11 protein-coding genes and 2 pseudogenes are annotated in these 16,052 nt (G+C 34.9%); 12 read left to right on the top strand and 1 reads right to left on the bottom strand.

Annotated features, from left to right (window positions below):
• Positions 1-175: 175 nt before the first annotated feature.
• Positions 176-1,411, top strand: a complete 1,236-nt coding sequence (locus E1I69_RS11370) for an IS91 family transposase (RefSeq protein ID WP_161974881.1) — start codon at positions 176-178, stop codon at positions 1,409-1,411.
• On the top strand, positions 1,386-1,634 hold the full coding sequence (locus E1I69_RS11375; protein ID WP_136379735.1) for a hypothetical protein: 249 nt from the start codon (positions 1,386-1,388) through the stop codon (positions 1,632-1,634). Before E1I69_RS11370 ends, E1I69_RS11375 begins: the two co-directional genes overlap by 26 nt.
• A 32-nt stretch (positions 1,635-1,666) precedes the next feature.
• Here the strand turns inward: E1I69_RS11375 and E1I69_RS11380 are convergent, their stop codons facing one another.
• Positions 1,667-2,407: a hypothetical protein gene (locus E1I69_RS11380; protein WP_136379736.1), complete on the bottom strand. Its 741-nt coding sequence runs from the start codon at positions 2,405-2,407 to the stop codon at positions 1,667-1,669.
• A 187-nt stretch (positions 2,408-2,594) separates the two neighbouring features.
• On the opposite strand from E1I69_RS11380, the gene E1I69_RS11385 reads away from it, so the two are divergent.
• The 10 genes and pseudogenes from E1I69_RS11385 to E1I69_RS11425 all read left to right on the top strand — a co-directional run bounded on the left by E1I69_RS11385 (position 2,595) and on the right by E1I69_RS11425 (position 16,051).
• On the top strand, positions 2,595-4,718 hold the full coding sequence (locus E1I69_RS11385; RefSeq protein ID WP_136379737.1) for a metallophosphoesterase: 2,124 nt from the start codon (positions 2,595-2,597) through the stop codon (positions 4,716-4,718).
• A 245-nt stretch (positions 4,719-4,963) separates the two neighbouring features.
• Positions 4,964-5,875: pseudogene (locus E1I69_RS24935) on the top strand (N-acetylmuramoyl-L-alanine amidase); the annotation flags it as partial.
• 489 nt (positions 5,876-6,364) lie between these two features.
• Positions 6,365-6,928 (top strand): annotated as a pseudogene (locus tag E1I69_RS25465) (N-acetylglucosaminidase); the annotation flags it as partial.
• Between the two features lie 226 nt (positions 6,929-7,154).
• On the top strand, positions 7,155-8,432 hold the full coding sequence (locus E1I69_RS11395) for a nucleotide sugar dehydrogenase (RefSeq protein ID WP_136379739.1): 1,278 nt from the start codon (positions 7,155-7,157) through the stop codon (positions 8,430-8,432).
• Between the two features lie 29 nt (positions 8,433-8,461).
• A complete protein-coding gene (locus tag E1I69_RS11400; protein ID WP_136379740.1) occupies positions 8,462-9,169 on the top strand; it encodes a WecB/TagA/CpsF family glycosyltransferase in 708 nt (235 codons plus the stop codon).
• Entirely contained in the window at positions 9,115-9,957 is an 843-nt protein-coding gene (locus tag E1I69_RS11405; protein ID WP_161974882.1) for a LicD family protein, read from the top strand. The genes E1I69_RS11400 and E1I69_RS11405 overlap by 55 nt, the downstream gene beginning before the upstream one ends.
• A 76-nt stretch (positions 9,958-10,033) precedes the next feature.
• A complete protein-coding gene (locus E1I69_RS11410; RefSeq protein ID WP_136379742.1) occupies positions 10,034-11,491 on the top strand; it encodes an oligosaccharide flippase family protein in 1,458 nt (485 codons plus the stop codon).
• A gap of 183 nt (positions 11,492-11,674) precedes the next feature.
• Positions 11,675-13,021 carry a polysaccharide deacetylase family protein gene (locus tag E1I69_RS11415; RefSeq protein ID WP_136379743.1) on the top strand — a complete coding sequence of 449 codons (1,347 nt, stop codon included), beginning with the start codon at positions 11,675-11,677 and terminating at the stop codon, positions 13,019-13,021.
• A 370-nt stretch (positions 13,022-13,391) separates the two neighbouring features.
• A complete protein-coding gene (locus E1I69_RS11420) occupies positions 13,392-14,840 on the top strand; it encodes a flippase (protein WP_136379744.1) in 1,449 nt (482 codons plus the stop codon).
• A gap of 116 nt (positions 14,841-14,956) precedes the next feature.
• Positions 14,957-16,051 carry a glycosyltransferase family 4 protein gene (locus E1I69_RS11425; RefSeq protein WP_136379745.1) on the top strand — a complete coding sequence of 365 codons (1,095 nt, stop codon included), beginning with the start codon at positions 14,957-14,959 and terminating at the stop codon, positions 16,049-16,051.
• Position 16,052: the final 1 nt, after the last annotated feature.

Raw genomic sequence — 16,052 nt, forward strand, 5'->3', positions numbered from 1 at the left:
GTCGGCAGCGTCAGATGTGTATAAGAGACAGACTTTTAATCTTATACTAAAAATAAAAGTGTTCTGAAGTAGACTTCAGAACACCTTTGTTATTGTTTAGGAAATTATAAAATAATCGATTTGTGGATAACTGTTCGGTATAATGTTCGTAGTTGAATTGAAAGGTACGAGTTGGATGATGAAAAGGGATAGTGGGGTCATTAAACAAATACTTAAAGAACATTTCGATGGTTACTGGAAGATGTTTTCTAATACATACCCTGTGTCTTATCGGGATGATATAAAAGAAGCTGTTGAGAAGGCAATCAGATGTGGAACGGCAGACTTAGGCTATGCTAAGTACGAATGCCTTGGCTGTGAATATAATTCCAAACCTGTATTTGTTTGCTTTACTTGTAAAAGTCGTTTTTGTCATAAGTGTGGAAAGAAGTACACTGATGACTGGTCTGAAAAACAACAGGAATTAATATTCGATGTTCCTCATCGTCACATGGTATTTACTATTCCAAAAGAAATAAGGCAAATCTTCTTTGAAGATAGGAAAAAGCTTAATGAACTTAGTAAAGAAGTTGCTCAAGTCTTCCAATTCTACTTCCAAAGAAAAAGTAAAAAAAGAAACCTTCAAGTAGGTGTGATTACTGTTATCCATACATTTGGAAGAGATATGAAGTTTAACCCACACGTTCATGCATTAGTTACAGAAGGTGCAATCGATAACCGCAACGAATGGGTACCAACAGAGTTTATTCCATACAATTTTTTGCGTAAATCGTGGCAAAAGGTTGTTTTAGATATGCTTAAAAAGTGGTATCCATCAAATCAAAAAGTTCAAGAAATGATTTCTGATTTGTACCAACGGTACCCTAATGGCTTTTATGTGAACGCAGAGAAAAAGATGAAGGATGCAAAAGGGGCAGCTAAGTATATTGGAAGATACCTAGCTAGACCAGCTATTGCCGAATATAGAATTACTAATTATGATGGTAAAAACGTTGAGTTTTGGTATGAAGATCATCAAACAGGAAGAAGGATAGATGTAAAACTCCCTGTATTTCAATTTCTTATTAAACTATTACAACACATCCCACCTAAGCATTTTCGAATGGTTGGGCGATATGGTTTATACAGTAGACGTTCGTATAAAAGGGCAAAAGATGTACTTTCTTTATATGCTTTTATGAGAACCAAACAATTAACTTTATTACTCGAAACAAAAAAGAAGAAAAAATCATATCGTCAACGTATGAAAGAGGCATTTGATAATGACCCCTTTATTTGTCCATGCTGTAAAAGGGAAATGGATTTAGTTGAGATCTATCATGCCGACTATGGATTCATATATCATTATATGGAAGACATGGAGGTTGCGAAGGGGTGGAAGAAGAATGTCAAAAAACAAAAAGCAGGATGAAAATGAGGAAGTCTTAAAGTGGTTAGACGAAGAAGATCCATTCGGATTAAATGAAGAAGATGTGTTTATCACATTTAAGTGTATTGATTGTGGAAAAGAGGACGAAGTCCCTGATTTTGTTGTAGAAGAGTTTGCCTTCGATTTAAAGAAGGGAGAAGTGGTGGAGGTAGTCTGTCCTTTTTGTGAAGGCACTATGCGTGAAGCGAGAAAAGATCCCAAGTGAATAATCTACACTTGGGACGTGATTAAGTCGCGTTAGCGATTTTGTTCTTTTGCATATTTAGCTGCCCTTTTAAGAAGATTGTTACGTCTTTCTTTTTTAGATGTTTCATAATGACTCTTTACCTTTTCAGCATAACTACTATCAAACCCATTGATCTTTAATTCATTTGTATATTCGTTATAGATAATATCGAAGGCTGCATCAGCACTAGATTCCAGAGTCTTCCCTGCCGATGTATATTTAGCATAAAAATATGGATATGAAATTGTTTCGTTATTTTTTCTTTTTGCTTGATATTCGGCAATGGCTAAAGATATAAGCTTATCAACTCGTGAATTTGCCTGATTCTCCAAATCTTTAAATGAAGGTTCATATTTAGCCGTGATATTTGAAGCTGATGGTTTTTCCTTGTTTTTTGTATCCGTTGCAGTAGAAGCGGAAGTATTCTTGTTTTCCTGCTTCTTTTCAATGTTTACATCAGTATCTTTATTATTTGATGAAACAATGGTCTTTTTATCTCCATTAGCAGATGGACTTTCCGTCGTTGGTTGCGAATTTTGTTCATCAGTAGCACTGTCCTCGATAGGTGCTTCGTTCTGCTGTTTTTTTTCTGTATCAGAAGGAAGGGTAACATCAAAGGTCTTTTCTGTAATTTCATCAACCTGTGTATCTGCGGTATTATACTCCTTCACCTCTAAAATGTAATAAAGATAACTGCCTGCCCCAATCAGAAGGACAAAAACACAAATTAAAACTATTTTCCACTTTTTCATTTTGCTTCCCCTTTTAAAAATATAATTTTAGATTGATAGTACCATAATTTATAAAATAAAGAAGAAAAAATATAAAACACTTCTAATGGAAAATAGTGTAATATAATATTGCTTGCAAAAATGACTAGATTACCATGTAATTATTATCGTAGATAAAATAATATTTATATAGATAAAGAGGGAGAATATGAAAAGAATAGCTTGTTTAACAATATTATTACTCAGTTTTCTAATGGTTTCTACAACTGTACTTGCTAATACTGATACTGATGAGCAAATCACAGCGGACGAGGAAGTTATTGAGGAAAACGATACGATTATCAGTGAGGATACTCCGCTTTTACAGTTTCCAGTAATTAGCGATATTCATATTTGCAGTAAACAACAGCCTGTTTGGAATGGCACATATTGTGATGGGAGCCAAAGTGTTAAATTTATAAATGCTTTAAATGATTTTAAAAATCTAGCTCCTGACTATCAAGCAATCGTCACAAATGGTGATATTACAAATCAAGGACTAGAGGTTCAGTATCAAGAGTTTATGTCTATTCTAAATAATCCTGGTTATATTGCCCCGTCCGTCGAAAAAGTAATTACAATGGGGAATCATGAATTCTATGAACCTCGATATTGGCCAAAACCAGGATTGACCGATGAACTTCTGGTTCGGCGTTATATTCAAAATACAGGTGTTCCAAATGTCTATTATGATAGATGGATCAAAGATTATCATTTTATCGTGTTAGGAAATGAGAAGTCTAGTCAAAATAATTATGCTCTTCTTTCTGAAACACAGTATAAGTGGTTAGAAGAAACATTGCCAATTCAAGCAGACCCTTCTAAACCCATTTTTGTTTTTTTACATCAGCCAATTGATGGTACTGTCTATGGCAGTGACAAATGGGGCGGAGGGCTACGTGATGGCCGTTTGACCAATATATTAAAAAAATATCCTCAAGTTATTCTATTCACTGGTCATAGCCACTATTTTTTAAATCATCCAAGAACTGTCTATCAGGATGGTTTTACTATGGTTAATACAGGTGCGGTTGAATACTTATATTACGATGGTGGAGCGGTAAGGGGTCAATCACAAGGGATATTGGTCAATGTATACAATGATAAGGTAGAGATAAAAGCAAGAGATTTCACAAAAAAAGCTTGGATTGGTGAGTATGATTTTAAGGTACCTTTTGAAAAAACAGTATTTGATAACGAGCCCCCGGTATTTGATACCAACGCAAAAGTTACAGTGAGTGGGATTACACAAACAAAAGCAATAATTGAGTGGGACAAGGCTACTGATAATTCACTAGTAGAACGTTATGACATTAAGCTAAACGGCAAAATTATCAAGTCTGAATATCTGGAATTTTGGAAAGGTCCTAGTAAAAGCAGATTTTCTTTAACTTTAGATGATTTAGAGGATAATACAGAATACCAAGTTGAAATAAGTGCAGTCGATGGATGGAAAAATAGGACGGTGAAACCACTAACTTTAACTTTTAAAACCGATAAATTTAGCGGCTGGGTTGTTAGAAGTGGCGAATGGTACTACTATGATCCAACATCTGGAGATGAGAAGGAAGGTTGGTTCAAATATAATAATCAATGGTACTTCTTAGATCAGGATGGAAAGATGGAAACAGGCTGGATTACTTTTAACGGCAAGCGTTACTTCCTCGATTCAACTGGAATCATGCAGACTGGATGGGTGAAAACAGAAGGTAAATGGTATTACCTAAATCAAGATGGTTCAATAAAAACAGGCTGGTTCCTTTCTGGAGATTACTGGTACTATTTAGATCAGAATGGAAAGATGGAAACAGGTTGGACTACTGTTAACGGTAAGCGTTACTTCCTTGATTCATCAGGGGTTATGAAGACCGGGTGGATTCAAACAGCGGGGAAGTGGTACTATTTGAATCAAGATGGATCGATGAAAATGGGTTGGTTTTTAGATAAAGGAAAGTGGTATTTCCTTAATAAGAATGGAGACATGAGTATTGGTTGGTTAAATACAGGGGGGCAGTGGTATTTCTTAAATGCTAGCGGAGCAATGCAGACTGGTTGGCTATATACAGGAGGGAAATGGTACTTCCTAAGTGATAGTGGTTCCATGAGGACAGGTTGGTTAAAAGATAAAAATATTTGGTACTATCTCCAACCTAGCGGAGCAATGCAAACGGGATGGCTTCAACTAAGTGAAGGCTGGTATTATCTATCAGATAGTGGATCCATGAAAACAGGGTGGATTCAATTAGGTGGTACGCGGTACTATTTAAATCAATCAGGTTTATGGGTGAAATAACTCCGATAAAAGGTACCTAAAATATATATTTTAGGTACCTTTTTCTATTAGTCTAAAAAAATAGACAAATTTGTATAAAAATATAAGAAATTGTAAAAAGGGTAATTTTTTAAGCGGAATCTGTCGATATTTATGTTATTATTGTAATTATGAAAAAATCAGATTTCTAGATTGATAGAAATAAAGGTTAGGAGGAATGATTTCAAAAATCTCTTTATCTATTATTTATTTCAGGAGGGAAAAAATTGAAAAAGGTATTTTTCATTTGCTTTGTCGCCGTTGTTACACTTTTTTCTGCTAACACAGCTTACGCTGGTTGGGAAAAAAGCGGAAGCAGCTGGTATTATAAAAATTCCAGTGGAAACTATCAAAGTGGCTGGTTATATGATGGAGGCACCTGGTATTACTTAGGAAGCAATGGAGTAATGAAAACAGGTTGGTTGTATGACAAGGGAACTTGGTATTATTTGAAATCAAGTGGAGCAATGGCCACTGGTTGGGTTCAGGTTGGAGGCACCTGGTATTTTTTAAACGGTAGCGGTGCTATGAAAACTGGCTGGTTAAAACAAGGAGGAACTTGGTATTTCCTTCATTCCAGTGGAGCAATGGCAACAGGCTGGATCCGCGACGGAGGCACTTGGTATTACATGAAAGGTAGCGGAGCAATGGCAACAGGTTGGCTCTTAGACGGTAATAAGTGGTACTACCTTTCAGGAAGTGGTGCGATGCAGACTGGTTGGCTCTCGGTCGGTGGTGCAACATATTATTTAAACAGTAGTGGTGTCATGCTTACTGGGCAACAAGTCATTGATGGAAAGGCTTATGTTTTCTCTTCAAGTGGTGCTTTAACAGCATCCAAGGTGACAGGTTGGGTAAAAGAAGGTTCTAGCTGGAACTATTACAAAAGTGACGGAACGAAAGCAGTAGGTTGGCTCCAGGATGGTAACAAGTGGTACTACTTTAATAGTAATGGGGAAATGAGAACAGGCTGGCTTCTTGATGGACAACGTTGGTATTACATGGGAGCAAGTGGTGCTATGGTTACAGGCTGGGCTACAATAACCGGAAGAGAGTATTACTTTAATCCTAGTGGAGTAATGAATACCACTAACTTTACTTCGGGTGGAAAAAAATACACATTTTTTGCAAGCGGTGCTTTAAAATCAACCACTAGCTATACTACCTACAGCAAGTCATTAGATGAAATGGTAAGCATTCAGTCTAAAGTTAATGCACAAACAGACTTGTACCGGAACGAACCATCCTATGTACACAAGGAGAATATAACCTTAGTGGAAGGAAACCCAAATAAGGGGAAAATAACTGGAAAGAGCAGCATTTATGTTTATGAAGGTACAAGCAAGGATTCAAGAGTCGTTGGTAGTATAAAATTTGATGAAAAATCTGAAGCTGAAGTATCGATTAAATCATCTCATGGTGACTGGTACGAGGTTGTATATGGCCCATGGAAAAATGCAAAGGATAACGACATTAAATATTATGTCAATCCATCTAATTTCTCAGAGGATGATTTTCAGTTCCTAAGTCTTTCACAGAATACAGGGATTTCTGCTAGCGAGATAAATAGTAAAATTCTTTCTAATTCAGGTATTCTTACTGGAAAGGGACAATCATTTGTCGATGGAAGTAAGCAATATAAGGTAAATGAGTTATATTTAATTTCACATGCACTTCATGAAACAGGTCATGGAACGTCTGCATTATCTAATGGAAGCATTGAAGTTGGGGAAATTGAGCAAAATAAATATGTTTCATTTCAATCTGGAAAAGCTTATGTTGCTGAGTATTATTACGATGGACTTAAGTGGACTTGGAAAGTAAATGAAGAAACCAACTTTGATCGGAGCAAGGCGAAAAACATCAAAAAGACATATAATATGTTTGGAATTGGTGCGGTCGATAGTGCTCCAGCTACCCGTGGTTCTGTAACTGCATATCAAAATGGTTGGTTTACTCCAGAGGCTGCCATCATTGGCGGTGCTAAATATATTGGAGAAAAATACATTCATCATTCTACGTACAAGCAGGATACGTTGTATAAAATGAGATGGAATCCAGCGACACCTGGTACTCACCAGTATGCATCCGATATTGGTTGGGCTACAAAACAGGTAGACGATTTAGTTCGAATGTATAAAAATCTCGATTACTACACGCTATACTTTGATGTACCAGTTTATAAAAATTAAATTGCGAAATAAGCCCCTAATTTCGGGGCTTATTTTTTTTATAATATTTCTTAATTTTTCAATGTTTTACGATTATGTTAAAATAGGAGTATTGTTTCAAATTATTATTTGTTTTTTGGTACAATATACAGTAAAGTTTATTAGATGGAATATAATAGTTTATAAAACGTATTTTACTTACATTCATCAAGTTGTGACGTAATTGGCGAAAGGAAGAAATAAATCAATGGAAAAACTATGTGTTATTGGCCTTGGTTATATAGGTTTACCAACTGCAGTCATGTTTGCAAATAACGGAAAAAAAGTTCACGGCGTCGATATAAATGAGGATGCAGTGGATAAAATAAGAAATAAAGTACTTCATATTGAAGAAAATGGGCTACAAGAACGATTAAATACAGCAATTGATAACGGAAATCTAACGGTATCTACATCTCCTGAGCAAGCTGATGTATTTATTATTGCTGTTCCTTCTCCGATAAGACCAGATAAAACGGCTAATCTAGAATATGTACGAGAAGCAACAAAATCGATTGTCCCATATGTTCGTAAGGGTAATTTGGTTATATTAGAATCAACTGTTCCTCCACGCACTGTTGAAGATATTATGATTCCAGAATTAATTGAGTCTGGCTTGGTGATTGGAGAAGACTTATTTATTTCACATTCACCTGAACGCGTTATTCCAGGGCGCATTTTTGAGGAACTAGTTAATAACAGCCGCATTGTGGGTGGGATTAATGAAGAATCAGCCGAGAGAACAGCAGAACTGTACCGTACCTTCGTAAAAGGGGAAATTATTAAGACGGATGCAACAACTGCTGAAATGGTAAAAGTAATTGAAAACACATATCGAGATGTAAATATTGCATTTGCGAACGAACTCGCTAAGATTAGTGAGAAAATTGGTGTGAATGTTTGGGAAGCAATCAAGCTTGCAAATCATCATCCAAGGGTAAATATTCACACTCCTGGACCAGGAGTTGGTGGACATTGCATCGCGGTCGATCCATGGTTCTTAGTTGAGCTGGAGCCTGAAACTTCTCAGATTATTCGACTGGCTAGAAATACAAATGATTCAATGCCTGAATTTACAGCTAAGAAGGTTTTGAATGTTGTAGAAGAACATCAAATCGGTAATCCGAAGATTGCTGTATTAGGACTGTCGTTTAAAGCAAATGTTGATGATATGCGAGAAAGTCCTACATTGGAAGTCTTACATCATCTAGATACCTTAGGTATTGAGTATTCAGTGTTTGATCCGCATATTCGTGAAGTAAAAGTAAAAAATCAAAGTGTTGATTTTAAAGAAGCATTAACTGGTGTGGATTTAATCTTAATCCTTACTGATCATAATGAATTTAAGGCACTTGCTCCTGAAGAAGCATCAGATTTGGTTCGTTCAAAGCTTGTTATTGATACAAAAAATTGTCTTGACCACAATCGTTGGAAAGAAGCCGGTTTTGATGTTAGAGTTTTAGGTGATTCAAAAAACCTTAACTAAACTATAGGATTAATTGGAATGGTGGTAAAATGAAAGAAACTTTTCTTGGAGTAGACGTTTGTGGTTATAATTACGATGAACTTGCTGCCATATTATTAGACAACATTGAAAAAAATAAGAAGTCTTTTTTAGTGGCAATTAATCCTGAAAAAATCATGAAGGCACAAGATGATGAAAAATTAAAAACACTTTTAAATCAAGCTGATTACCAAATTCCGGATGGTTTTGGAGTGATTCTTGCATCGAAGCTGAAGGGCGGACAGGTTAAGAGCAGGGTTACCGGTATTGATATGATGATGAAAATTTGTGAAGTAGCAGCCACACACAATAAGAGGATTTTTCTTTATGGAGGAAAGCCCGGTATTGCAGATGCTGCGAAGGTTGAATTAGAGAAGCTTTATCCTGGGATTCAAATTGTTGGTACACTAAACGGATATGAAAAAGAGGAGCAAGTCATTCTTAATACAATCAATGAAAACTCTCCCCATATCATTTTTGTTGCTTTAGGTAGTCCAACACAGGAGTATTGGATTGTTAATCATATGGACTCGGTTTCCCCAATCATTTTTCAAGGGGTTGGAGGTTCTTTTGATGTAATTTCAGGAAATTTAAAACGGGCCCCGAGGTTTTTTCAAAGATTGGGGCTTGAGTGGTTCTATCGTTTGCTTAAGGAACCGTGGCGTTGGAAAAGGCAGGTAATCTTACCGATGTTTTTGGTAAGAGTGTTAAGAAAATAAGTCACATTGAAGTAGAAATAGATGGGTGGTCAACTACATTGTCGTCAATCGTAGATAATTTATTGAAACAATTACGAACAAGTAAATTTTATGGTACAGCTAAAAACAATAAAGTTCTCCGTAGTATTAAAACGAAATATGATAAAAGCCAATATTCAAAAAGACAGGAAAGTGTTCATATTCATGGATTAAAGACTTTACAGATTATGAAGGAAGCATTTGCGGAAATCGGTCATGACTTTTGGCTAGATTATGGCACTTTACTCGGTTCTGTAAGAGAAAAGGATTTTATTGGGCATGATAAGGATCTTGATATTGGAACATTTAATTTCGATGATACAATCAAAAAGAAATTAGAGTCAATTCTAAAAGCGAAGGGGCTTAAAAAGTATAAGCAGTATGAAATGGATGGAAAAATCTTTGAAGAAGCCTATCACTATAATGGGGTTCACATTGATATTTTCTACTATCATAAAGCTGAAGAGAATTTGATTTGGTGTTACTTCAGTGAAATAGGAACAAAAATGGAATTTGAAAACTTCCCTGAATATCAGCTTGCAAAAGGGTATCTTACACATAAAGTGGTTTCTCATTTTGATGGGTTAATGGATTATGAATTTAAAGGGGATACCTTTAAAATTCCGATTAATTATCATGAATATCTAGTTGATAATTATGGTACGACTTATATGCAGGTAAGAAAAGATTGGTCGTCAGGAACCGAGCCAACAAATATTACATTTGTTCCGACAGACAGTGTTACCGTAAGAGAATATATTGGCAATTAATAATGAAGATCACCTCCTCGATTGATGAGGTGAATTTTTCTATTCTCTCCACTTTTTATGAAGGCTAGGAATATGTATGCAAAAATCTTTGTTTAAAAATGCGATTTATAAAATTTTATTAAATTTTTTCAACCTCATTCTGCCAATTATCATTGGTCCCTATGTGTATCGAACGTTAGGTGCTGATTCAATTGGTAGTGTTAAGTTTGCGGAATCCATCTTTAATTACTTCTTTATCTTTGCTACTTTTGGTATCTATCAATATGGATTGAGAGAGGTAAGTCGAGTTAAAAATGATCCCCAAAAGACAGCATCTTTATTTACAAGCTTATTTACGTTTGGATTATTAACAAATATTGTATCAATGTTGACGTATGCTCTTGTTTCCTATCTAGGCTATGGCGCTGATAGCTTATTTCCTATCTTGATGGTTATGTCCGTAAACTTCATATTAAATATTTTTTATGTGGAATGGGTGAATGAAGCGTTTGAGGACTACAATTTTATTACGGTAAAAACCATTGCCGTTAAGCTTGTTTATGTAGTTCTGTTATTCACCTTCATTAAAAGTTCAGATGATTATCTTTTATTTGTAATCCTGCTTTCCATTTCTACGTTTTTGAATAATATTATTAGCTTTATATATGTAAAGCGAAGAATTAAGTTTGATTTTAGTAATATTAAAATTTTGCCACATCTAAAACCATTATTTTTAGTGGTGATTTTTTCCAACGGAAATATCCTGTACTCGCAGCTGGATCGATTTATGCTAGGGGAGTTTGTGAGTAAGGCTTCGGTTTCCTTTTATGTTATGTCTCAGCAAATCATGACGATTATTAATGCAATTATGCTAAGTGTCATCCAGGTAACGATACCACGGTTATCCTTTTTACAAGGTGAGGATAATGAAGAAAATTACATTTCTTTATTAAATCGAATTGCTAAAGTATATTTTTCAATTTTATTTCCAGCTTCGATTGGGTTGTTTATTATTTCGGATGTGGGCGTTATCGTGTATGGCGGAAGTGAATATGCTGGAGCTGGTGGTGTTCTCGCAGTATTCTCCCTTTATATGATTACTTTAGGCATTGAATCTATTTTAGCGAACCAGGTCATTTATATTAAGAAAAAAGAAAAAATGCTCGTATGGTTTATTTTTATAAGTGGATTTATAAACTTATTCCTGAATATTTTGCTTGTCTACTTAGGGATATTTACGGCAAAAACCGCAATTATCACAACTGCCATTGCAAATGTTTTCTTGATTACATTTGAGTATGTATACATTAGGAAATATTTAAAGGTACCATTCAATATGCTAAGCATTCGGAATATGAAGTACTTGTTCTATAGTCTCCTGTTCATTCCGGTTTCTTATGTAATTAGGTTGTTCGTTACAGATACATTATATCTGTTCTTAGTGTTGATAGTGGTGAATGGGCTTCTTTACGTCATTATTTTATTTATAACAAAAGATGAAGTCGTTCAACTTTTACTATCAAAAATAGCAGGAAAAATTAAAAGAAAAAAATAGTGGGATATAACATGATTGCTGTCGGCTAAGGTCGGCAGTTTTTTTTTGCCAAAATACAAATTTTTTTCCTTGTGATCGAAGAAAAATGTAAATTTTTTTAAAAAACATGATAAAATTCTACTAGGTCTTTTGGTTTATGGGTAGTGATGAATAAGATTGAATTAATCGAAGTGGGGTTTCAAAATGAAATTTGTAAAAACTATGATTGTTTTATTCTTTACATTTAGTAGTCTAGTTATTTTCGCGAATGACAAGGCGTACGCAAATCAAATTGATGATAAGACTGGAATTCCTATTCTACTCTATCATCATATGTTACATAAGAAGGAGAATAAAAACTTCAAAAGCAGTTCTGCGGTAATCAGTGTTGAGGCTTTTGAGGAGCAAATGAAATACCTTTATGAAAAGGGATACTATACAGCAACATTAGATGAACTTATTTCATATATGAGGGGGGAAATAAATCTCCCAACTAAGACCGTAGTCATTACATTTGATGATGGACATAAAACAAATTATATATATGCATACCCCATTTTAAAACGGTATGGGTTTAAGGCTGCCAATTTTTTAATTACCAGTCGTATTTCTGATTCACCTGTACCTTTTAATCCAAATGGACTTCAGTTTTTAAGTTGGCCTGAAATTAATGAAATGAAGGATGTTTTTGATTTTGGGGGCCATACTCATGATTTGCATCATAATGCTGGTGGAGGTCATCCTGCATTAGTTAGCGTTGAAGAAAATAAGATAGTAGAAGATTTACAGACTAGTAGAAGTCTAGTGCCTACTGAATATTTCGCATATCCTTTTGGAACATATAATAAAGATACAATTGAACAATTAAAAGTAGTGGGATATCAATATGCATTTACTACGGACGAAAAAAATGCTAGTAGGAATACTGGGGTTTATGAAATTGGTAGGAAGGGAGTTTACCCGAATACCTCCCTGTCGAAATTTAAGAATCTCATAAATCGTGAGTACTTTAAGAAAGGTTGGTCTAAAATAGGTGATCAATGGTACTTTGTGAAGGAGGGGCAATCCTTACAAAAAGGATGGATGAAAACTAGTAATAAATGGTATTATTTTGATCAAAATGGCCTAATGAAGACAGGCTGGATAAAGGACCAAAATAAATGGTATTACCTTAATAATTCGGGAGCAATGGCTGCTGGATGGGTAAAGGATGGCTCTATTTGGTATTATCTTGATAGCAGTGGCGCGATGAGAACAGGATGGCTAAAACAAGGAAATGCATGGTATTACCTTGATAGCAGTGGTGCAATGAGGACTGGATGGTATAAGGATGCTAATAAATGGTACTATCTAGCAGGTAATGGGGCAATGAGAACAGGATGGCTTTTTGCTGGGGGTCAGTGGTATTATTTGAACGCTAGTGGCGCAATGGAAACCAGCTGGCGAATAGTAAATGGGACTTGGTACTATTTCTATAATGATGGTCGAATGGTTTCGAACACATCGATTGGCGGATACCAAATAGACGCTAATGGTGCTTGGATAAAATAATGATTTGATAGGATTTGCTGCCTCGATAGGCGGCTTTTTTTCTTTAATAAATAATTTACATTAAATTCGAACATTGATATGATTAGGTTTGTTAAATTTTGAATGTTTTTAAAAAATAATTTCACTATAAATAATTTTATATCATGAAAGATATATTGAGCCGATAAAGCTTTTATTAAACATATGAGGAGATACAATCAAATTTGCTTCTCTTTGTTAAAGTTGTAAGCCAATCCATTCGTAATCGGTGTTCCTTTAACGAAGATGCCAAACAATTTTATCTAAATTGTTATCATTTCTTCATCTTATGGAAACATACTTTTGGTAGTATAAACCGTATCTCTTGAAACTCCTTAAAGGAGCTGTACATATGTCAACCTTAAAAAAGAACTTCTTTTATGTTTTTTTACAACAGTTTTTATTAATTGGCTTACCGTTTTTAACCATTCCCTATGTATCCAGAGTACTAGGTCCGGATGGTGTTGGGCATTATAGCTATAGCTTTTCGATTGTTACATTGGTGATTACCATTTTTTTATTGGGGTCAAATTTATATTCAACAAGAGAAATTGCCAAGGTCAAAAACCAAAAGGAAAAATTATCAAGAACATTTTTTGAAATTATGACCATCCGAATTTTATTGCTTAGCGGTGCTTTACTATTATATGTCATTAGTTGTCTAACTTTTTTTAAAGGGGATATCATTTTTTATTTGCAAACACTTCATTTGATAGGAGCTTTTTTTGACGTTACTTGGCTTTTCCAGGGACTTGAATTGTTTAAAAAAGTTGTGATCCGTAATATAAGTGTTAAGTTTATTGGATTCGGAAGCGTTTTTTTGTTTGTCCACGATAAGGAAGATGTTTGGCTGTATACACTCATAATGGGGGCGTCTGTTCTTATTGGCAATATATTGCTTGTCTTTGGTATTCAAAAGTACGTCTCATGGGTTACGTCCTTTTCAAAGGACGATCTAAAAGTTCACCTTCTTCAAATGCTTCTACTTTTTATTCCCGCACTTTCAGGGATGATTTACTCTGTCATGGATAAAACGATGTTGGGATCGTTATCTACCGTGCAACAGGTTGGATTTTATGAGCAATCTTATAAAATTGTATATATGATTACCTCTATCCTAAATATTACGGGTATTGTCATGCTTCCACGTGCGTCTTCACTAATCGCAGGTAAGCAATTTGATAAATTAAAATCTGTCATTCAAAGTGGGATTACCATTAATCTATTCATTTCAATTCCAATGACCTTTGGACTATTCGCCATTTCTGGCAATTTTGTGAATTGGTTTTTAGGATCTAGCTTTAAAGAAAGTATCGTGATTTGTATGATTATGTCCCCCATCATCGTATTTAAATCAATTGGCGTGATCTTCGGATCATGGTATCTAGTGCCGATGGAAAAAAATAAGGAATATACATTGCCGATAATGATTGGTGCAATCATTAATATTATCTTAAACTTTATCCTTATTCCTCCTTTTGGTGCTGCAGGGGCAGCTGTTTCAACGGTATTTACTGAAGGATTAATTGTTAGTATCCAGGCATGGTATTTAAAAGGGGAGCTACCTATTCGCGAAATACTGAATAAAAGGATCTTTAGGTATCTGCTTCTTTCTTTAGTAATGGTTTGTCTTATCTATGGAATAGATACAGTCAGTGATTTTTCGAATCTTATTATGATCATAATTAAAGTACTTGTCGGCATAGGCGTCTATATGGGAATTCTATTTTTATTAAAAGATCAATCGTTATTTATGCTATTGGATTATTTTAAAACGAAGAAAGCAAAGGCGAATTCTTAGCTTTTCTGTCTATAATTGTATACTTATGTATTGATTTGTCGACCAATTAACGATATCATTTAGTAGATTTAGGGTAAGTTTTGCTGGAAGAATTGGTAGTAATAGAGGGGTTTAAATTGGAAAAAATACTTTATATGCTGAACTACCCAGGAATTGGTGGTACAGAAAAATATGTTTTAGATTTGATCAGGGCAATTGGTGCTAAAAACTGTGTATTTATTTATTCAGATGATGGACCTGGATTAGACATGTTTAAACAAACAGGCATTAAAATGTATCAGGTTAAAATGAGAGGGCCATTTGATATAAAGGCTGCCCGAAAGATTAAGCAAATCATCAAAAACGAAAACATTCAGGTTGTCCATTGCCAATTTTTAAGAGAAAATTATATTGCACTTCTTTCAAAATTAGTTGGTAGTCGGACCCGTGTTATCTGGACGTATCATGTGGACGTACCAATGAACCCATTGATCCGGTTCATAAATCGAATTTTTACCGCTTTTAATCGACAGGTTATTGCCGTTTCACAGTTTATGGTAGAGCAGCTTGAACAAAAGGGAGTTTCTCCTAAAAAAATCCGCTTAATTTATAATGGTGTCTTACCTCCAGTCCATTCAAACCTTTCAATTCTTAATGGAAAAACTGTTAGAGTTTCAGTCGTTGGCAGGTTAAGGGAGGAAAAAGGTCACAAGTTTCTCTTGAAGAGTTTAGCAGAAATGAATCGATTATACCCTTCGGTAAAATGGGAGTGCAATATTTTTGGAGAAGGTCCGTTAGAACAGGAACTTCAAAAATTAAGTGAACAACTAGAAATTAGTGATAAAGTCATATTTAAGGGTTTTGCAACAAATAAGGATGACATTTACTTAAATAGTGATATTATTGTTGTCCCTTCAAGCAACGAAGCTTTATCCTATGTTGCGATTGAAGCACTTGCTTATTCACGGGTAGTGGTAGCAACTAATGTCGGTGGATTACCCGAGGTGATTATTGACGGTGAGACTGGAATCCTTGTCGACTATGGCAATACTGAGCAAATGGCATCGAAACTTGCAGAAGTTATCACAAATAAAGATTTATATTACCGGCTATCGGTGCAAGGTTATTCCTATTTCCATGAGCATTTTACAATTGAGAAAATGATTCATGACACAACCAAATTATATAATTTACGTTTTCAAACAAATGTTTATAATAAAGAAAATATTTGAG

The sequence above is a fragment of the Bacillus timonensis genome (assembly GCF_004799755.1).
GTDB lineage: Bacteria > Bacillota > Bacilli > Bacillales > Bacillaceae_L > Ferdinandcohnia > Ferdinandcohnia timonensis_A.

What these genes read in the sequence shown, in the direction of transcription:
- E1I69_RS11370 (WP_161974881.1), top strand. Translation starts at nt 176, where the DNA reads ATGATGAAAAGGGATAGTGGGGTCATTAAACAAATACTTAAAGAACAT.
- E1I69_RS11395 (WP_136379739.1), top strand. Translation starts at nt 7,155, where the DNA reads ATGGAAAAACTATGTGTTATTGGCCTTGGTTATATAGGTTTACCAACT.
- E1I69_RS11385 (WP_136379737.1), top strand. Translation starts at nt 2,595, where the DNA reads ATGAAAAGAATAGCTTGTTTAACAATATTATTACTCAGTTTTCTAATG.
- E1I69_RS11380 (WP_136379736.1), bottom strand. Translation starts at nt 2,407, where the DNA reads ATGAAAAAGTGGAAAATAGTTTTAATTTGTGTTTTTGTCCTTCTGATT.
- E1I69_RS11420 (WP_136379744.1), top strand. Translation starts at nt 13,392, where the DNA reads ATGTCAACCTTAAAAAAGAACTTCTTTTATGTTTTTTTACAACAGTTT.
- E1I69_RS11415 (WP_136379743.1), top strand. Translation starts at nt 11,675, where the DNA reads ATGAAATTTGTAAAAACTATGATTGTTTTATTCTTTACATTTAGTAGT.
- E1I69_RS11375 (WP_136379735.1), top strand. Translation starts at nt 1,386, where the DNA reads ATGTCAAAAAACAAAAAGCAGGATGAAAATGAGGAAGTCTTAAAGTGG.
- E1I69_RS11400 (WP_136379740.1), top strand. Translation starts at nt 8,462, where the DNA reads ATGAAAGAAACTTTTCTTGGAGTAGACGTTTGTGGTTATAATTACGAT.
- E1I69_RS11410 (WP_136379742.1), top strand. Translation starts at nt 10,034, where the DNA reads ATGCAAAAATCTTTGTTTAAAAATGCGATTTATAAAATTTTATTAAAT.